Source organism: uncultured Blautia sp. (assembly GCF_902497045.1).
Taxonomy (GTDB): Bacteria; Bacillota; Clostridia; order Lachnospirales; family Lachnospiraceae; genus Blautia_A.
Genome location: NZ_CABVDF010000006.1, coordinates 1 through 18,690, shown reverse-complemented (window position 1 = coordinate 18,690; position 18,690 = coordinate 1). Strand labels below are relative to the sequence as shown.

Sequence of the window (18,690 nt, the reverse complement as noted above, 5' to 3'; positions counted from 1 at the left end):
AGGAGAAAGTAAATGAATACCATTGAAACCGCAACAATTATTCAGAGCGAGTTAGACAAGGCTGCAGTGGAGCAGGCTACTTCCGGTTGGATGGAAGTAAATGAGAAGTTGGTTAAGTACACCGGTGGTGCGGAGGTCAAGATTCCGAGTCTCGATATGGACGGAATGGCTGATTATGATCACACCAATGGATTTGTGCAGGGCAGCGTGAATTTCCAGTATGAAACCAAGAAGATGACTCAGGACAGAGGACGCTCTTTCAGTTTTGATGAGAACGATGTGGATGAGACAAATTTTGTATTGACTGCATCCACTGTTATGGGCGAGTTCCAGAGAACCAAGGTTGTTCCTGAGATTGATGCATATCGTTACAGTACCATCGCTGCAGCGTGTATCAAGAAGGGCAAGGCATCCGGAGGCTATACCGCTGATGAAGCAACCATTCTTCAGGAACTTTACTATGATATTGCAGCTGTTCAGGCGATCGTTGGACAGAACACACCGCTGGTTATCACCATTGATTCCATGGTAGCAGCAATCTTAAGCATGTCCGAAAAGCTCTCAAAGAAGCTGGATATAACCGATTTCAAGCAGGGAGATGTAACTCTTAAGGTTCGCAGCTTGGATGGTATCCATCCTTTAATCCCGGTAAGCTCCGACAGAATGAAGACGGAGTACCTTTTCAAGGATGGCGTGACTTCCGGTCAGGAAGCTGGTGGTTTTGCTCCTACTGAAAACAGCAAGAGCATCAACTGGATCATCACTCCGAGAAAGGCACCTATTGCAGTGTCCAAGACGGATAAAATGAGAATTTTTGATCCGGAAACCAACCAGAAGGCAAGAGCATGGGCGATGGATTATCGTAAGTTCCACGATATCTGGATTCCTGCTCGTAAGGTGGAACAGTGCTTTGTTAATGTGAAAGAAGAATTAGCCTAGGGGGAAAGGAGTAGACCATGAGCGAGATCGAATTAAAGAGAGCGAATGTAGTGAAGCGTGTTGATTCCGAGGACAAAGCCAAGGCTCTGGAAGCCAAGGGGTTTGTCAGAACAGATGGAACAGTTACGAATAAAACAGAAAGTAATGCCGCATCTGAAGCTGTGATCAATGAATTGAAAGAGCAGCTTTTAAAAGCAGGAAAAGTCATTGAAGCGTCGGATGCTAGAAGGGGAGAATTGGAAAAGGAGTTGACTTCAACGAAAGAAAAGCTGGAGGAGGCTTCTAAATACGCAGAAGAAGCTGATAAAAAGATCGCTACTCTGGAAGCTGAACTTTCTGGCACGAAGGAACAGCTGGAGGCTGCTTTGAAGAAAAATAAGGCTGCAGAGAAAAAATAAGGAGGAACTGCCATGACAAAGGAGCAGGAGGACTGGTTGGTAGCGGAAGTGATGGACAGCATGAAGATGTCAGAAACGGAAGAACGGTCAGCCAGAAGGTATGTCAAAAGGGCAGTGGATAAGATCCTGATTTATTGCAACCGTGAAGATCTGCCGGAGCAGCTTCTCAGCACTGCAGCACAGATTGCTGAAGATATGTTGAAGGCTGATCTGGTAAAGACCGGCGAGAAGGAAGTGGCGAGTATCAATCGTGGTGATACCGCCATTTCTTATCGTGACGGAAGTGGTAATCAGAAAGCCACTGTTGATTTTATGAAGAACTATGAAAAATCCCTTAACCGTTTTAAAAAAATAAATCTGCCGAAGGATTTAGCAAAATGACAGAAGCTGATATCCTTGCAACAACATACGAAGATACCGTGACCGTTTACAGAGCTTTCAAAGATACCCTTCCGGGTGGAGAAAGCGTTTTTAAAAGCGGTCTGGATGGAAAAGTTGTGTATGAAGATGTGGAATGCGCATTGTCTACACATACAGGTGGAAAGCTGCAGCAATCGAAATCTACTGCGAAGACGGAAACAACTTTTTGTCTGTTTACCCGTCCGGAAGTTGATATCCAGACCAATGATTTCCTTGTGATCACGCACTTTGGAAAGAAAATTGAAGCGGTTGCAGGTTTTCCTGAGTGCATGAAGTCTCATAATAATATCCCGGTCAAGTTGGACAAGGAAACTGTTTAATACTGAGTATAAGCTGGAGGGGCTGGAAGAATGGGAGAAACGACTCTCACAAGCCATAGAGAGCCAGTACCCGGCTGAGTTCCGGGAGATGGTTATTGATTTGGCGGTTCAGCTTCAGGGAAAGGTCAAGGATAACACTCCGGTTAAGACTGGACACTTGCGGAATGAGTGGCACGTTGGGAGTATAGAAAAGCGAGGCAATGAATATTACATCGAGGTCTATAACAACGTGGAGTATGTCGAGCCGGTGGAATATGGACACCAGACAAGAGGTGGAAAGGGCTTTGTAAAAGGAGCCCACATGATGGAGCTTTCCCTTCAGGAAGTGCAGAAACACCTTCCCGGTTATCTCCGGGAGTGGATGAATGACTTTCTGAATACTCATGAACTTTAGGAGGTGGACTATGGAACATCCGATTATCCAGATAAAAAATGCAATCACAGCATTGCTGAAAGGGATTGATCCGGATACCGATGTCTTTTACGAGGAAATAAAAGGCACGGAAGAAAAGCATGGGCTTGATGAACCAGAAACCTATTACTTCGTAGATATCATCCCGAATGGGAACGAGACAGTCGACAGATTTTTTACGGATATGGGAGTGTTGGTTGATATTGCTTACCACGAGAAAAGCGAGAGCAATACCGCCTATTTGATTAAAGGGGCAGAGATTGATGCGGTTGTCCGCCCGGTGTTCAGTTTTGGAGACAGGAACATAACCATCAATGATGCCAATATGAAAGTATCAGACCATGTGCTGCATTACAGTTTTACCATAAACTTCCGTCAGGCACGGGAGCAGACGAATGAGTTTGAACCGATGGGAGAGCTGGAAGTGGCTATTAGAAAAGGAGTGTGATTTAAATGAGTTTAGGATTACCGAGTTTTAGCATGATTTTCAGTGGAAAAGCAGTGTCTGCCATTGAAAGAAGTGCAAGGGGTATCGTTGCCATGATTCTCACGGACGGTACCGAAGGTGGAAAAGACTTGAATATTTACAAGAAGGTGGATGAGGTTGATTTTCAGAACTGGACAGAGCAGAACTACAACTATTTGAAGCTGGTGTTCGCTGGAGCTCCGTCTACTGTCATTACAATCCGCAGAGCAGAAAATGCAGAAGGGTACAATGCTGAACTTAAGAAGCTGAAAGATCTGAAATGGAACTACCTTACCATTCCCGGTCTTGGTTCTACTGATACAACAACAATCTCAGCGTGGATCAAGCAGTACCGTGATGATGAGAGAAAGACCTTCAAGGCGGTTCTGGCACACTGTAAGGGAGATCATGAAGGAATCATCAATCTCACAACAGAGAATATCTCCACGACCATTACCGGCGCAAAGCATACTGCAGCTGAGTATTGTGCGAGAATTGCCGGGGTACTTGCAGGGCTTTCCCTTGCAAGAAGCAGCACATATTATGTATTGGACGATATTTCTGAAGCAGAAACTCCGGACGATCCGGATGATCGTATCAATGCTGGTGAGCTGGTCATTGTCTTTGATGGAAGGAAGTACAAGATTGGGCGAGGCGTGAACAGCCTTGTCAGTTTCACGACAGAAAAGACAGAGGATGTCCGTTTTATCAAGATTGTAGAAGGAATGGACTTATACATGGATGACATCAGGGAAACCTATGAGGAAAGCTATGTCGGCAAGATCATCAATGACTACGATGGAAAGCAGATGCTCGTGGCTGCCATTGGTGCTTACCACAAAGGGCTACTCGGCAATGTGCTGGATAAATCCTATGATAATGTGGTGGCGATTGATATCGATGCACAGCGTACTTATCTGGAGAGCAGAGGAATGGATACTTCCGAGATGGATGATATTGCAGTTGCTAAAGCTAACACCGGAACAAAGGTATTTATCGCTAGCAATGTAAAGTTTGTAAACGCAATGGAAGATCTGAAAATGAATGTCAATATGTAGGAGGTAAACGGATATGGAAGTTATCAGAGGTAATAAGACTCTCTCCGGAACATGGGGAGAACTCTGGATCAACGGAGAGAAGATTTTTGAATTCTCCAAAATTGAAATGAAAGTAACTGCTAACCGTGAGGATGTGCAGATGGGAATTGATGTGGACAGCAAGATTACCGGTCTGAAGGGCGAAGGTTCTTATACCGTGAAAAAGGTATATACCAGAGCAAAGGAAATCTTGGAGAACTGGAAAAAGGGCATGGATGTCCGTGCAGAGGTTATTGCGAAGCTGGCGGATCCTGATGCTGTTGGAGGTCAGATCGAACGCTGGGCTTGTGATAATGTATGGCACAATGAGATTCCGGTTGTGAACTGGGAGAAGGGTGGAATTATCGAGGAAGAAGTTTCTATCGGATTCACACCTTCTGATCTGCAGAATTTGGATGCTGTTGCGTAGGAGGTTGCTATGGAAAAAAAGAAAGAAGATATTTTCAAAGCCTTTACAGCGAAGGCTGTTCAGAGATTAAAGGATAAAAAGGTTACAAAGTACGAGACTTTATATGTTCCGAGCATTGACCAGAACATCAAGATCCGGAACCTGAACTATCCGGAAATTGTGGAATGCACGGAGATTGATGATAAGCAAGATCCGAACGCATCTGATAAGTATTGTATTTATCTGGCAGTTGTTGAGCCTGATTTAAGGGCGGTCGCAATGGAATTAAAGGATCAGGGCGAGATCAAGACCTATCCGGAAGTGGTTGATATTTTCGAGATGAATGAGATTACATCCATTGCTACGGAAATTATGAAATTGTCCGGTGTGATCGGAAGTAAAAAAGTGACGGTTGTTGAAGAACAAAAAAACTCATAGACCAAGACGGTGAGTGTTATTTCCTGCATTATTATATTCAAAAAGGCTTCAAGCTGGAGTATCTGCTCCAGCTTGGGGTGGAAGAAAAATGTTTCTATTATGCATCGATGTTAAAGAGCATTGAAGAACGTGAGCAGCTGTTTTCGGGAGGTGGAGGTGGCTAAATGAGTGTTGTAGGAAGTATTTCCATCCGGGATAATGCCAGCTCTGTGCTAAAGAGCATCCGACAAGAACAGACCGCCCTCCGGAAAGATGCAGCTGAAACGAGGAAAGAGCTACAGCGTGCTTGGGATAAAACTTACACTGCTAAGATCAATACCGAATCGGCAACAAGAAAGACGGATGGGCTAACCGGAAAGGTAAAGCAGTTAGGAAAAACAGTAATATCCCCAGTCATTAAGGCGAAGGATGCAGCCAGTGCGACAATAACAAAAGTCAGCAATGGAATTAAGACGGTTGGAAAAAAGGTGGCAACTCCGGTCATTAAGATAAAGGATTCTGCCACATCAAAAGTAAAATCAATAAAAAATGCATTAACGGGGGTGGCGAAAAAAGTAACCACACCCGTTATTAAATTGAAAGATGCAATCACTTCTAAAGTCACAAAGATAACTGGGAAGCTGAAAGCATTAGGTGGGAAGATTTTTTCCCCGATAGTAAGGCTGAAGGATGCCACAGCAAGTGGAATATCTGCTATCAGTGGCAAACTCAAGACCTTGGCAGCAACCGTGGCTATTCCAGTAACGATTGTAGCAACAGCGGTGGTTGGCGGTGCTGTAATGGAGGGAGCTGCACTGGAGCAGAGCATTGGTGGCGTGGAAACATTGTTCAAGGAGAATGCTAGTGTTGTTAAAGCCAATGCGGATGCAGCGTTTAAGACAGCCGGTCTATCTGCCAATGAGTATATGTCACAGGTCACAAGTTTTTCTGCATCACTTTTGAGCAGCTTAGGTGGTGATACCGCTAAGGCTGCAGAAGTTGCTGATATGGCTATGATTGACATGGCAGACAACGCAAACAAATTTGGCACCGACATGGAGTCTATCCAGAATGCGTATCAGGGATTTGCAAAGCAGAATTACACGATGCTGGATAATCTTAAGTTGGGATATGGCGGTACGCAGGAAGAAATGCAGAGACTGCTTCAGGATGCCAGCAAGATATCAGGTGTTAAGTATGATATCAGCAACTTGTCTGATGTTTACAGTGCTATTCATGTGATTCAGAATGAACTCGGAGTAACCGGAACAACCGCAAAAGAAGCCGGACAGACCTTTAGTGGTTCGTTCTCAGCGATGAAGGCAGCAGCAAAGAACGTTCTTGGAAATATGGCGATTGGCGGAGATATAACCGGATCAATGGAACAGTTGGTGGATAGTGCGTCGACATTCTTATTCGATAATGCGGTTCCGATGATTGGACGTGTATTCTCATCACTGCCAAGCGTGGTTAAAACAGGGGTTAAAAAAGCGGTACCGAAAATCAAGACGCTTGGAAGAGATATAGTGGTCGGATTGAAGGACGGGCTTAAGGAAATGTTCCCTTCAATGGCTCCTGTAATTGAAAACGGATTCAATGCTGCCATTACAGTTGTACCGGAATTTATTTCAGGAATTAAGAGTGTGGTTTCCACGCTTGGGTCTCTGACTGCCGGGTTTGCACCGCTGATTCCGCAGCTTGTCTCATTTGGTAGCGGTATGACTACTACCATCCAGCAGGTAGTCAGTGCGTGCGTACCGGCTCTAACAAGCATTATTTCCACTGTACAGATGATGCTACCGGTAATTCTCCCAGTAATCCAAACGGTGGTTTCCACGATAGGAAACATCATCGGTCAGGCAGCTCCAGTCATTGCCGGTCTAGTACAAGGTATTGGAACTGTGGTTTCTGCACTGGCTCCGGTATTCAGTACGATTTTCTCTGAAATCGGAGAAAAAGTTGGAAGTGTCATTTCATTTGTCGGTGAGAGGATGGGTTTTATTCAGGAAGTCATCGGAACGGTGGCTCCATTGATTGGGGACATCATCAGCACAGCTTGGGGAGTAATTTCTCCAGTAATTGACATTGTAATAAGCGTATTTGAGATTTTATTTGGCGTGGTTCAAAAGGTATTCCCTGGCATCCAGTCAATTATCGAAACTGTGTGGGGAATCGTAAAGCCACTGGTGGAAGGAATCGGCAGCGTTATCGGAAAGATTGCAGGATGGTTTGGTTCTGTAGCAGATGCGATAACCGGTTCTGGAGGAGATTCCGGAACTGTTGGAGAAAACGCTGAAGGAGATAATAACTGGAAGGGCGGTTTGACATGGGTTGGCGAGAAAGGTGCCGAGCTTGTTGATTTGCCAAGAGGTTCCAGAATTCTTCCACACAAAGAGAGCGTTTCCCTGACGAAGCAGGGCAGTGGAGTTGTAAAAGACAGCACTGCCAACATCATGCAGAATACAGTTTTATCCGGTGGCGGTCAGGATCTGACTCCAATCATGATGATACTGACAAGCATCGATGAGAACCTGAAGCAGCTGATGGACAGAATCAAGGGGAAAGAAAGCGGTCTTGAAGTTCCGGGTTCAGGAAAGACCAAAGGGACTGCAAAAGGATTTATTGGCAGCGTGACGGTTGCCATTGCAAAACTGGCAGATGAGATCATTGTCCGTGAGGATGCGGATATTGATGAAATTGCCGACAAGGTTGCAAAGAAAGTCGTGGAAGTAGTTGTAAACATGGGTTAGGAGGTGGTCTGATGAAAACCAGAGTAATTGAATTAAGCGTAAACAACAGGAAAGAAGTTATCGAGCTGCCAATCAATCCTCCTTCTGTGGAATTCACAGAAAAACAGTTGAATCAGGCGATAACCCTTCTAAACATAGGAGAAGCCAATCTGAAGGGAGAGCGAGGGCTTAAGTACACAAAGCTGTCGAGCTTCTTCCCTTCGGAGAAGTCTCCATTTTATAAGAATGCGAAAAAGAAGCCTGACAAATATGTAGCGATGCTTCAGGAATGGAAAACCACAAAAGCAGTGGTCAGGGTAATCATAAGCGATATGAAAATCAACCTCGCAATGCTGATTGATGATTTTACCTACTCTATGAGGGAAGGTGATGGGGATATTTACTATACCATTTCATTTTCCGAGTACCGGACATTGAATGTTCCATCTGTTCAGATTACAACGAAAGTACGGAATAATGGTCTTTTGTCGAGACCTGCACCTGCAGCTGCAGGTGGATCTTATACAGTGGTTGGAGGAGATACACTCTGGGGGATATCAAAACAGAAATACGGAAATGGAAGTTCATATCCTAAAATTTATAATGCAAACAATGGAACAATTGAGGCAAGTGCTAAAAAGCATGGAAAGTCCAGTTCTGATAATGGACACTGGATTTATCCGGGCGATGTGTACACAATTCCGGCATAGGTGGTGTTGAGATGAAATTACTGACTGTAGGAAAAGATATCAGCGAACTGATCGAGCAGATCAAGTGGTCTGGTGACACAAAGCAGGTCGCACGTACCATTCAATTCACAATTGCGAAGAATAAGAAGGACAAAGACTTTCCCACGGTTGTCATTGACGAGGGTGCAGAAATCATCATGCAGGATGACAGTGGGAAGGATGTCTTTGGAGGCATTATTTTTGACATTGACAAGAGTGCCAGTTCCAAGGTGGAAACTTATCTGGCATACGATTTAATGTTCTATATCAATAATTCAGATGTCAACAAAATATTTGAAGGAACTCCGGAAACGATTGTTCCGGGGATCTGCACAGAACTCGGAATTGAAAGCGGAACGATGGCTGCAACGGGAGTGAATATATCTTCTATGCCATGCTTTGGCAAGAAAGCCTATGAAGCCATTATGATGGCATACACAGCTGCAGCAAAGCAGAATGGCAGCAAGTATATTCCGCTGATGACCAATATTAACAAAGTGAGTGTTTTGGAGAAGGGGACGCTTTGTGGGGCGGTTATGACCGGGGATTACAACCTGATTGAAGCAACCTATAAAAGCACCCTTCAAAAGCTCGTTAATAGGGTTTTAATAACAGATAAAAACAACAATGTCATAAAGACGGTGGAGGATGCAGCCTCGATCCAGAAGTATGGTTTGGTGCAGAGAGTGCTGAAACAGAATGATGGAGAGGATGCTACAACACAAGCCAAGAAGATGCTGGTAACAGTGGAGTCCTCGGCAACCGTGTCCGGAGTTCCAAATGATTTCCGTGCGGTATCAGGATACTCAATCATTGTGCAGGAAACTGACACCGGGCTTTATGGACAGTTTTACATTGAAAGTGACACACATACCTTTTCGTGCGGTAAGGCTCAGATGGATCTGACACTTGCCTTTGAGAACCTTATGGATGAAAGGGAGATTGAAGAGACTGCATAAAGGCAGGAGGTGGAAAGGTGTCGACAAACAGAAATATTGTGGAAATGGTCGAGGCAATCAGAAAGGGAACTGGTGGTTCCAATAGTGCTGATGGAGTGGATGGTACCTATATGGCGGATGTGTTGTCGGTAAAACCACTGACAATCAAGATGCACAATACAACTATCACAAAGAACCTTTACATCAATCCGGCACTGATGCTGAATGCTTCGGATAGTGGCGAGGACATCAAAAAGCCATTTATTACACCTTTTGAACCGCAGGAGGCTTATGAGTTCCTGAAAGAGTTTCACGAGAAGTATGTGCTTAAGAAAGGGGACACGGTTGTGGTGCATATAACCGGATCCTCTTTTTATATAGCAGGAAAGGCGGTTAAGGCATGAGTATTTTTCCTTTTATTGATTCAACAAGCACAAGCACTGAGACGAATGACGAACTGCCAATGTTGAAGGAATATGCTTATGACTTCGAAAAGAACGAGCTGCTTCTGGATGAGGGAGGACGCACCTACATGGTGGAGGGAAATGAAGCACTCCGCATCTGGATATTTAAAGCCCTGTTCACGGAGCGATGTCATTATACCGCATATTCCTTTGCATTTGGCTCAGAAATTCAGGATCAGGTAATCGGACACTCCATGAACGTGGAGATTGTCAAACTGGAAATTGAACGCTTTATCATTGAAGCTCTTATGGTCAATCCATATATAAAGCGTTTGGATAATTTTATTTTTGAAAATACTTCTACCGGGATGACGGTGAGTTTTGACTGCACCAGCATTTATGGTTCAAACACAATTCTGGTTCCGGTGAGGGAGGTGAGAGTGTAATGGATTTTAGTGCTGAAGGAATACTGGCAAGGATGAAGGCTGCGTTGAAAAATGAGGATACCAAGATGGAAGGCAGCTTCTCAATGGATAATCTTCAGGCGGTGGCTGAGGAGCTTGCCCGGCTTGATGCCATGAGGATTGTTCCTCTGATGAATACCCTGACAGACAAAGAGGAGGATATGGGTACCAGCGGAAACGAGAGGCATTATGTGAGATGGGCAAAGGAAGCCACGGATGCAGAGGGTAATGTCATTGTGGGAAATGCAAAGGTGGACACACCAAGGGATGGAACCGGGCTTGTGTCGATTGCGATTCTTACAGTGGATGCCAAGCCACCAACGGAAGAACAGATTGCATTTGTCCAGGAATACATAAACAGTATGCGTCCGGTTGGAGCTGATCCGGTTGTGGATGCTGCGGAGAGCATTCCGATTGTTATTTTATGCAGCGTTGTGAAAATGTCCGGTTACACAGAAGAGACCGTGAAAACGCAGATCAGGAGCAAGATCGAGGAGTATTTCACTCAGATCGCTTTCCAAAGCGGAACAGTGTCTTTGAACTACTATAAAATCAGTAACATCATCAGTGGAGTGGATGGTGTGAAGGAAGTGGGAATCCTGAAGGTCAACGGAGCTCAGGATTCCATTACTGCAGAATACAACAAGTATTTTGCTCTGCAGGAGCTGACGGTCAATGTCACTGAATAACAGCCAAATGCTTCCAGCAAGAGTCCGCAATATGAGACAGATGAATGATGTCCTGAATGCCGAGGATATCATTCTGGCTGAAATAGAACGGATCATTGATGAGATGTGCCAGAGAGCATCCTTACTCCACGAGGAGCTGATCAATGAAGAATGGCTGGAAAATAAACTGTCAGAGAGAACCGGAGCCGGTGTTGATGTTACCGGATATGCTGAGAAGTTGCTTGCGGAGATTGTTCTGGATGTGAGTGAGCTGCAGCATATCGATATGCCGGATGTCCGAAAGTTTTTGGATAAATGGGTACCGGCTCATCTGATGTATAAAATAATTCTGCTGCTGGACTACTCGGCAAGTATCGGAGAGGTCTTCTCGGTAACGGAAATGACAATCGGTTTTGATTCGCCTTACTGGAATGTCCGGAGGTTAAATGGAACATGGTTGCTGGATGGCACCTATAATCTGGGAGTCGGAAGAAAACCGGATGAATGGGGCATCAGCTACGATATGGGAGACGTCGAGGTTTTGGAGAGCGTAGAACTGGATGTGAGTGTATCTGCTACATCACAGCTGCAGGAGATGTTTACTGATGCCGGAGTGGTTATCGGCTTTGACTCGCCTTACTGGAATGTCCGGAGATTGAATGGAACATGGCAGATGGATGGCAGCTATGAGCTGAATGTGTTAAGAAAACCAGATACATACGGTCTGGCAATTGACTTGGGGAATACCAATATCGAGGAAATGACACCGGGAGGTGTTGTTATAAAGAAAGACTTGTGGCTGCTGGATGGCAGCTATCAGTTAAATGGAACAAGGATATTAGATGCCATAAGGCGAGAGGAGGAATTGTAAAATGGCAGAGAACCTTACACAGAATCAGATTATTACAATTGCAGGAAGGAAAAAGATGCTGAGAGCCAGAGCTGGAGAAATCCAGCTGCCTAAGATTGTGGGCTTTGTATTTGGTGATGGTGGTGTGGATGCGGATGGAAATGTTATCGCACCGCTGGAGGCAGAATCAGAACTGAAGAACGAATTGCTCAGAAAGAAATACGATACTTACACCATGTTGAGCGATACGAAGTGCAAGTATGAATGTGAGCTAAAGGAGAGTGAGCTTCCGGGTGCTGCGATTAGCGAAATCGGACTCTATGATGCGGATGGGGATATCGTTACCATCAAGCGTTTTACCGCAAAAGGAAAGGATGCGGATATCAGCATGACTTTCTATATCAACGATACATTTTAGGGAGGCAGGACATGGCGAAGAATTTAACGATTCAGGATGAGCCGGTTTACAACGAACAGATGGAGGCTCTGGAGCCTACCACACCGGCACATGCAGATTACTTTAATGAGCGATATGCCCAGCTTCTCAACAACGGAAAAGCCAACCGCAGGGATGCGAAGATCTTTGAGGATGACGTGAACGGTGGGAAGATGCGATTAGGCATGGAAAACGGTCATTTATATTATGAGGAACTGTAAAAATAACGTATTACGTTATAATCTAACAAAATAAGCAAATATAAAACGTAAAGTGTTATATTATGCTGGAAACGAGGTAGAAAATGTCGAAAAAGGTTTTTATTGCAGAGCAGGAAACACTGCTTGAAGTGCAGGAGCAGGTGGAAAAGCTGGTGAGAAATCTGGTACCGGATGATGCACCGATTTATGGAATGGTTATCCATGAAGCTTCCGACCTGAATCCGTCCACAAGAGTGGAGTACCTTGGTGCGAACAAGGACTTTACACCTATGAGCATGAACATGAGCACGCACGCCATGAATTATGGCTCATGGGCTGACTGGGACTGGCTGAAAGCCAATGTACCGGTTATGTGTAATTGGGATGGAGGTATTGATTACTTCTTAGATCCGGACGATTATACGAAGAAAGCGGATGGAACGAACTCTGATGCGGCTAATATTGATTATGCCGGTGATGCGATGGCAATCGTAAAGAAAATCTACAAGAAGGAATATAAGGTTGGAAATGACCGCTATGTATATTTCTGTGAAAGAAAAGTGGATGATGATTTCCATGCAGTAGGATTTAATGTACTTGGAAAAGAAAGAGATTATATGCTGATCCCGATGTTCTATGGCTCCATTGATTCCAATGGAAAGATGAGAAGTATTGCAGGGCAGTGGAGTTGCTTAACAGCCTCCGGTTCAGCTGCAGACAATGCAACCGGAAAAGCAATCGGGACTGCTGAGCAGTATACAGCAATTCAGGCAGCATCCAGCAAAGCTCTTTTCTTTGGCGGTGCATTAACGAATACATTGGCAGACATCTGTATTCTGCTGAGCAAGAGCACCGACTCTCAGACTGCTTTTGGATCAGGCATGTGTTCTACCTACGTTGAAGATAAAACACAACATTACGGAACGAAAATCAATACAGTCATTGGCGGAGGACAGTTTTATGGTTCTAATGATAATAAGTCCTTCAATAAGATTTTCCATAGCTGCGTTATGGGGAGTTATATGCTGTGGCAGAGAGATCCGTATATGCTCCTGATTAACGGAAGAATAAAGGTGTCTCCGGATTATACCTATGACTTAACCGGGGCTAAATATCTGGATACTGGAGTGAATTTGGCAAAAAACGGATATTATGCAACAACTCAGGTGGTAAAGGATTTTGGTGCAGTACCAAATGATGAAATCGCATGTAGTTCTGCTACTGGATACTGCGATCACACTTGGGTGAACGCAGAAATACCGGCGGTTTCGCTGCGGTTCGGCGGTTGCAACGACGGTGCTAATGACGGGCTCTGGGCTCGCACACTGTGCAATGTCGCTGCTACCGCCTGGTGGAACTGCGGGGCGTCCAAACTTCTTCCAGCACCTGCTGCAGCGTAAGCTGCAGATAGGGGGTTTGGGGGTCTTCCCCCAACTGCTTTGTATAAAATATAGGAATGATTTTTTAAAGATCTTGAGGGGCTATCGGAACTCCCTCTCCGGCGGTTTCGCTGCGGTTCGGCAATTGCAACAACGGTGCTAATGACGGGCTCTGGGCTCGCACACTGAACAATGTCGCTGCTAACGCCTGGTGGAACTACGGGGCGTCCTGATTCTATCAAGAAACTATAAGTCCAAAATGTTACCGATAGTCATATACACCGCTGACAGTTGAAATACTGTTATATCCGCCTTTATAGGTTTTGGTGAGTGGAAATTATTCCGGTCAGGAGCTGCAAGTAGTGAGCAATGTTCGAAAGCGGCGAGGAGATAGAAGATAAAATGCATAAGTTCAAATATGACATTGAAAAAGAGACCGGCATTCCTTGGAAGAAAAAGAAAAGTTACAGATATTTATACACGCTGGCTTGCCAAAAGGGTGTTATCCTCCGGGCATTTAAGCGGATGAAGCGTGGAAAAAGTGACAGAAAAGATATTCAAATGGTGGAGGAAGATTTAGATGGATGGGTTGAGAAAATACAGAAAATTATCCAGAATACGAAGCCAGCCGGATGGAAGGTGGAAAATCCGGAACTGGAATTTAAACCACCAAAGCATAACCCGGTTATTATAAAAGAAGCTGGGAAAACAAGGGTCATATATGTACCGACAATGGTTGAATTGTGGATACAGCACGTTATTGTGCTAATTCTGGAGCCGATTATTCAAGGGAGCAGTTACCATCACAGCTATTCGTCTTTTCCCAAGCGTGGATCACATCGGGGAATGAAAGCGATGAAAAGATGGATTCAGTCTGGGAAAGGTATCCGGAATTTTGCACAGTGCGATATCCGACATTTTTATGACCATGCAAAGTATAAGTTTATCCGACCAAAACTGTTAAAACGTATCAAAGATGCTTTATTTATGTATCTGATAGATGTGTGCCTGACATGGTTTCCAGATAAGCTGCCACTGGGCTTTTATTTGTCACAGTGGCTGGCAAACTTTCTCCTGCAGGAGCTGGATTTTCTGATAAAGTGCAAGCTGAAAATAGCACACTTTATCCGGTATATGGATAATTTCACGATGGCAGATGATAATAAAAAGAAGCTGCACATGGCGATTATATTCATTAAGCAGTGGCTTGGAAAAATCAGGCTGAAAATGAAAGGTGACTGGCAGGTGTTCCGGTTTGAGTACATTAAAAAGAATGGCAGGAGAACCGGCAGGGAAGTATCGGCAATGGGCTGGCTGTTCTATCGAAATCGGGTAATCATAAGAAAGCATACGCTGATACATATTGCGAGGATAGCAAGGAAACTCAATAAAAAGAAGATGGAAAAGAAGAAATATCCATTAAGGCTCTGCAAGGGTTTTATTTCCCTGATGGGCTGGATAACACACTCTGACACCTATGAGTGGTATCTGATGTATATTAAGCCACTTATAAGCGTGAGGGCGGTCAAACGCATCATATCTAAAATGGACAAGGAGGCAAATAAAAATGCAAGGATGGAAAACAGAGAATTGCTCCTCACTGCCTGAAACGTTGGAAATGGTAAATGCCAATACTTACATCCAGAGAAGAAATATCAATCGTATCGAACGAGACAGTATGGATGGCAGCGAAGAGAAAGAAGTGGGCTATACATGCGAGTATCGTTTCCTGAGTGAAGAAGAGTATTATAATCTGATCCAGCAGGAAGAGAACACTGAAAAAGTAAACGAGAACATTCTGATCAGCATGGGAGCACAGGCAGAACTCTATGAAAAACTGCTCGCAACAGAAGAAAATCAGCTCATTATTATGAACGCAGTAGCGGAACTGTATGAAGCAAAGACGGGAGGTAATTAAGATGTTGGAACTGTATATTAAATTAGTAAAGGCTGGAAAAAGAACAATCGACAGTATTCCGGAGAAATTCAGGGACGATGTAAGAGCAGCAATCGAAGCTGCAGAAGATGCTGCGGAATAAACGATGAAATGCCGGAAAGGGTGGCTTTATGAATCTGTTGGCGGTGATAGACCTGTTGTGTGACATCACTACTCAGCAATCGGATCTGCTGAGAAAACTCGTGACTGAATTAGAACACACAAAGCAGGTTTCCCAAGAGGTCAAATCGTATTACAGGGAGGCTTTTGAAAACATAGAAAAGCAGTTGGATGTCAGTGAGTATAACTGTAGAAGAATTGAATAGTTGATAAACATTCAGGAAAATGTTGTCGGGGTTTTTCTTGTAAATGAGGAGTCTGAAACAAGGCTCCTTTTTGAATGCAGCAAAGGTGTTTAAAAGGGCTTTCAAAGCCCTTTTTTAAATACAAAAAAATATGGAAGGAGACGCAGAAAATGGCAAGTTTAAGCAATGCAGTAACTATTATCGTGGTATTCGCAATCCTGATCCAGTTCCTTGTGGACAGAGTGAAGGAGCTTGTGGGTGACAAGGTAATGAACATCGTTAAGGCACCGGTATGGGCGGTAGCTTTCGGAGCACTTTTTGCTTTGATGTTCGACATTGATTTCTTTGCTTTGATGGGCTACAGTTCACAGCTGCCTATTATTGCAAAGGTGATTACTGGCTTAATTCTTTCCTCCGGCTCTACCGGAGTACATGAGCTGGTAGCCAAGTTAAGGGAAAGCAGAGTGGACAGTTAGGAGGTACACAATGGGAAAGAAACGTATTTGTTTAGATCCAGGGCATTATGGAGAAAAATATAATGCCGGGGTCGTTTCTGGATATTATGAATCAGCGACAGTCTGGAAACTGACACAGTATGAGAAGGAATATCTGGAGCAGATGGGAATTGAGGTTCTCGTAACCAGAAGTAATATCAATGAGAATCCGGATCTGACAGCCAGAGGAAAAATGGCTGCCGGATGCGATCTGTTTGTGAGCAACCACACAAATGCCTGTGGTACTGAGGCAGTAAACAGAGCAGTGGCGATTCATTTTACAGATCGTAATGAAACTTTGGTTGATGACCAGTCCAGAGAATTTGCAGCACAGATTGCAAAGGTTATCCAGAACACAATGGGCGTGGACGGATATCAGATTTATTCGAGATTATCCGACAATGACAGAGATGGAAATGGAAAGAAAGACGATAACTACTATGGAGTGCTGAATGGCAGCTTCTTAGCCGGAGTTCCGGGCGTTATCGCAGAACATTCTTTCCATACAAATACTGAAGCTTGTAAATGGCTGATGGATGATAGCAATCTTCGTAAGCTGGCGAAGGCGTGTGCAGAATGCATGGCATCCTTTGTGGGTGCATCTGTGACAGTGGATACCGGTATTCAGGCGGTAGAGTTTGCGAATATGGCAGATACTGATATCGTGAAGCGAGTTGGCGAGTTATGTACTGCTGATATGAAGAACACCGGCATCCTTGCCTCTGTGTCAGCAGCACAGTTTATTCTGGAATCAGGATATGGAAAATCAGTGCTCGCACAGATGGCAAATAACTGCTTTGGAATGAAGTGCTCGTTATCCGGAAACACTTGGTCTGGAAGCTCATGGGACGGAACGAGTGAATATACCAAGGAGACGAAGGAATATGTAAATGGAGAGTATGTAACGGTTACAGCTGCATTCAGGGCATATCCGAATGTCGAAGCATCTATTGCTGATCATTCCGCATACCTGCTGGGTGCAAAGAAAGGCGAAGCACTTAGATACGCTGGTTTGAAAGGCGAGAAGGATTACAAGAAAGCGGTTCAGATCATCAAGGACGGTGGCTATGCAACTGCTCCGGATTATGTTAACAAGGTGTGCAGTATCATTGAAAAATACAATCTCACCGCTTATGATCAGCAGAAACAGACAACAGCAGAAAGCTGGTATCGTGTCAGAAAGAACTGGAGCGATGCCAAGAGCCAGATTGGAGCGTACCATTCGCTTGAATATGCAAAGACTTGTGTAGACAAGAATCCTGGTTACAGTGTGTTTGATGAAGCAGGTGTAAATGTATATCCTGAAAATGTGTTTGCTCCTTATATGGTGCGTGTGAAAATCAGCGATTTGAAGATGAGACTTGGAGCAACCATTGACACTGCTTCTGTTGGTCACATCCCGGTGGGCTCGTATACCATTGTGGAGGAAAAGTATGGAAAGGTAAGCAAATCCGGTGAGGAAGGCTTGTGGGGACGTATTAAGTCTGAACAGCCTTACAACGGAAAATATGTTCCGGTCTGGATCTGCCTTTCTTATACCGAGAAAGTGTAATAGGAATGAGTTTTGTCCGGGGGCTGAAATGCTCCCGGATTACCTGATTGAATGCCCCAACATTGAAAATCAGGAGGAAGAAGAATGAACAGTTTTATTGCATGGATTGGTGGAAAGAGGTTGCTTAGAAAGGCGATTATTGAAAGGTTCCCAGAGGAAGGCTTTGACAGATACATTGAGGTGTTTGGTGGAGCCGGATGGGTGCTGTTTGGCAAGGAAGTGGGAAAAGAACTGGAAGTATTTAATGATGCAGACAGCAACCTTATCAATTTGTACCGCTGCATCAAATACCACTGTGAGGAACTGCAGAAGGAACTTAACTGGCTGGCAATTTCAAGGGAACAGTTCTTTGACAATAAGAGCCAGCTGAATGCCAGAGGGCTTACAGATATCCAGAGGGCAGCACGATACTTTCATATTATAAAGGTGAGTTTCGGAGCTGACAGAAAGACCTTCGGAACGAATAAGAAAAACCTTACAAATTCGATTGAATATCTGGCAGAGGTGCAGGAGCGTTTGAAAAATGTGGTCATTGAGAACAGGGATTTTGAAAGCCTGATCCGGGTGTATGACAGACCGGGAGCATTGTTTTACTTAGATCCGCCATATCATGGCACCGAGAAATATTATGAAGGAGGGTTTTCACATGATGACCATATTCGTTTAAAGACCGTTTTAGATGGGATTAAAGGAAAGTTTATTCTTTCCTATAATGATGATGAATTTATCCGTGATTTATATAAGGATTAT

The 18,690-nt window shown here is 44.3% G+C and carries 26 protein-coding genes; 25 read left to right on the top strand and 1 reads right to left on the bottom strand.

Features of this window, described 5'->3' with window-relative positions:
* Window positions 1-12 precede the first annotated feature (12 nt).
* From RDS42_RS01475 to RDS42_RS01435, 9 genes are read left to right on the top strand one after another with little or no spacing between them, the layout of a single operon-like run.
* The gene (locus RDS42_RS01475; protein ID WP_308782029.1) at window positions 13-939 is read left to right on the top strand and encodes a hypothetical protein; all 927 of its coding nucleotides are present in this window, start codon (window positions 13-15) and stop codon (window positions 937-939) included.
* Between the two features lie 17 nt (window positions 940-956).
* Window positions 957-1,337, top strand: a complete 381-nt coding sequence (locus RDS42_RS01470; protein ID WP_308782028.1) for a hypothetical protein — start codon at window positions 957-959, stop codon at window positions 1,335-1,337.
* A 12-nt stretch (window positions 1,338-1,349) separates the two neighbouring features.
* Entirely contained in the window at window positions 1,350-1,718 is a 369-nt protein-coding gene (locus RDS42_RS01465; RefSeq protein WP_308782027.1) for a translation initiation factor 2, read from the top strand.
* A complete protein-coding gene (locus tag RDS42_RS01460) occupies window positions 1,715-2,077 on the top strand; it encodes a hypothetical protein (RefSeq protein ID WP_107435402.1) in 363 nt (120 codons plus the stop codon). Before RDS42_RS01465 ends, RDS42_RS01460 begins: the two co-directional genes overlap by 4 nt.
* Window positions 2,037-2,471 carry an HK97 gp10 family phage protein gene (locus RDS42_RS01455; protein ID WP_308782037.1) on the top strand — a complete coding sequence of 145 codons (435 nt, stop codon included), beginning with the start codon at window positions 2,037-2,039 and terminating at the stop codon, window positions 2,469-2,471. The genes RDS42_RS01460 and RDS42_RS01455 overlap by 41 nt, the downstream gene beginning before the upstream one ends.
* 10 nt (window positions 2,472-2,481) lie before the next feature.
* Window positions 2,482-2,937 (top strand): DUF6838 family protein, encoded by a 456-nt coding sequence (locus RDS42_RS01450; protein WP_107435404.1) that lies wholly within the window; start codon window positions 2,482-2,484, stop codon window positions 2,935-2,937.
* Window positions 2,938-2,942: 5 nt separating this feature from the next.
* A complete protein-coding gene (locus RDS42_RS01445) occupies window positions 2,943-4,013 on the top strand; it encodes a phage tail sheath subtilisin-like domain-containing protein (protein ID WP_308782026.1) in 1,071 nt (356 codons plus the stop codon).
* A gap of 13 nt (window positions 4,014-4,026) precedes the next feature.
* Window positions 4,027-4,461, top strand: a complete 435-nt coding sequence (locus tag RDS42_RS01440; RefSeq protein WP_308782025.1) for a phage tail tube protein — start codon at window positions 4,027-4,029, stop codon at window positions 4,459-4,461.
* Between the two features lie 9 nt (window positions 4,462-4,470).
* Window positions 4,471-4,878, top strand: a complete 408-nt coding sequence (locus RDS42_RS01435; RefSeq protein WP_308782024.1) for a hypothetical protein — start codon at window positions 4,471-4,473, stop codon at window positions 4,876-4,878.
* 298 nt (window positions 4,879-5,176) lie between these two features.
* Here the strand turns inward: RDS42_RS01435 and RDS42_RS01430 are convergent, their stop codons facing one another.
* A complete protein-coding gene (locus RDS42_RS01430; protein ID WP_308782023.1) occupies window positions 5,177-5,584 on the bottom strand; it encodes a hypothetical protein in 408 nt (135 codons plus the stop codon).
* 22 nt (window positions 5,585-5,606) lie between these two features.
* Between RDS42_RS01430 and RDS42_RS01425 the strand changes: the two genes are divergently transcribed.
* The 16 genes from RDS42_RS01425 to RDS42_RS01350 form a co-directional block, all read left to right on the top strand.
* Entirely contained in the window at window positions 5,607-7,607 is a 2,001-nt protein-coding gene (locus RDS42_RS01425; RefSeq protein WP_308782022.1) for a hypothetical protein, read from the top strand.
* An 11-nt stretch (window positions 7,608-7,618) separates the two neighbouring features.
* A complete protein-coding gene (locus RDS42_RS01420; protein ID WP_107435409.1) occupies window positions 7,619-8,296 on the top strand; it encodes a LysM peptidoglycan-binding domain-containing protein in 678 nt (225 codons plus the stop codon).
* 11 nt (window positions 8,297-8,307) lie between these two features.
* Complete coding sequence (locus RDS42_RS01415) at window positions 8,308-9,273, top strand: hypothetical protein (protein ID WP_107435410.1); 966 nt, start codon at window positions 8,308-8,310, stop codon at window positions 9,271-9,273.
* Window positions 9,274-9,290: 17 nt separating this feature from the next.
* On the top strand, window positions 9,291-9,656 hold the full coding sequence (locus RDS42_RS01410; RefSeq protein WP_107435411.1) for a hypothetical protein: 366 nt from the start codon (window positions 9,291-9,293) through the stop codon (window positions 9,654-9,656).
* Entirely contained in the window at window positions 9,653-10,102 is a 450-nt protein-coding gene (locus RDS42_RS01405; protein ID WP_107435412.1) for a DUF2634 domain-containing protein, read from the top strand. Before RDS42_RS01410 ends, RDS42_RS01405 begins: the two co-directional genes overlap by 4 nt.
* A complete protein-coding gene (locus tag RDS42_RS01400; RefSeq protein WP_107435413.1) occupies window positions 10,102-10,809 on the top strand; it encodes a baseplate J/gp47 family protein in 708 nt (235 codons plus the stop codon). The genes RDS42_RS01405 and RDS42_RS01400 overlap by 1 nt, the downstream gene beginning before the upstream one ends.
* A complete protein-coding gene (locus RDS42_RS01395) occupies window positions 10,796-11,659 on the top strand; it encodes a hypothetical protein (RefSeq protein WP_308782021.1) in 864 nt (287 codons plus the stop codon). Before RDS42_RS01400 ends, RDS42_RS01395 begins: the two co-directional genes overlap by 14 nt.
* A 1-nt stretch (window position 11,660) precedes the next feature.
* On the top strand, window positions 11,661-12,056 hold the full coding sequence (locus RDS42_RS01390; RefSeq protein ID WP_107435415.1) for a phage tail protein: 396 nt from the start codon (window positions 11,661-11,663) through the stop codon (window positions 12,054-12,056).
* Window positions 12,057-12,067: 11 nt separating this feature from the next.
* Window positions 12,068-12,295: a hypothetical protein gene (locus RDS42_RS01385; RefSeq protein WP_156834673.1), complete on the top strand. Its 228-nt coding sequence runs from the start codon at window positions 12,068-12,070 to the stop codon at window positions 12,293-12,295.
* 83 nt (window positions 12,296-12,378) lie between these two features.
* Window positions 12,379-13,674, top strand: coding sequence for a hypothetical protein (locus tag RDS42_RS01380; RefSeq protein ID WP_308782020.1), 1,296 nt, complete (start codon window positions 12,379-12,381; stop codon window positions 13,672-13,674).
* Between the two features lie 540 nt (window positions 13,675-14,214).
* Window positions 14,215-15,261 (top strand): reverse transcriptase domain-containing protein, encoded by a 1,047-nt coding sequence (locus RDS42_RS01375; RefSeq protein WP_308782019.1) that lies wholly within the window; start codon window positions 14,215-14,217, stop codon window positions 15,259-15,261.
* A complete protein-coding gene (locus RDS42_RS01370; RefSeq protein WP_107435419.1) occupies window positions 15,221-15,571 on the top strand; it encodes a hypothetical protein in 351 nt (116 codons plus the stop codon). Before RDS42_RS01375 ends, RDS42_RS01370 begins: the two co-directional genes overlap by 41 nt.
* Window position 15,572: 1 nt before the next feature.
* Window positions 15,573-15,692: a CD1375 family protein gene (locus tag RDS42_RS01365; protein ID WP_206197008.1), complete on the top strand. Its 120-nt coding sequence runs from the start codon at window positions 15,573-15,575 to the stop codon at window positions 15,690-15,692.
* 372 nt (window positions 15,693-16,064) lie between these two features.
* A complete protein-coding gene (locus tag RDS42_RS01360; RefSeq protein ID WP_107435421.1) occupies window positions 16,065-16,370 on the top strand; it encodes a hypothetical protein in 306 nt (101 codons plus the stop codon).
* Between the two features lie 10 nt (window positions 16,371-16,380).
* On the top strand, window positions 16,381-17,940 hold the full coding sequence (locus tag RDS42_RS01355) for a glucosaminidase domain-containing protein (protein ID WP_107435422.1): 1,560 nt from the start codon (window positions 16,381-16,383) through the stop codon (window positions 17,938-17,940).
* 84 nt (window positions 17,941-18,024) lie between these two features.
* Window positions 18,025-18,690, top strand: a 666-nt coding sequence (locus RDS42_RS01350) for a DNA adenine methylase (RefSeq protein ID WP_308782018.1), incomplete at its 3' end; no start/stop codon positions are given.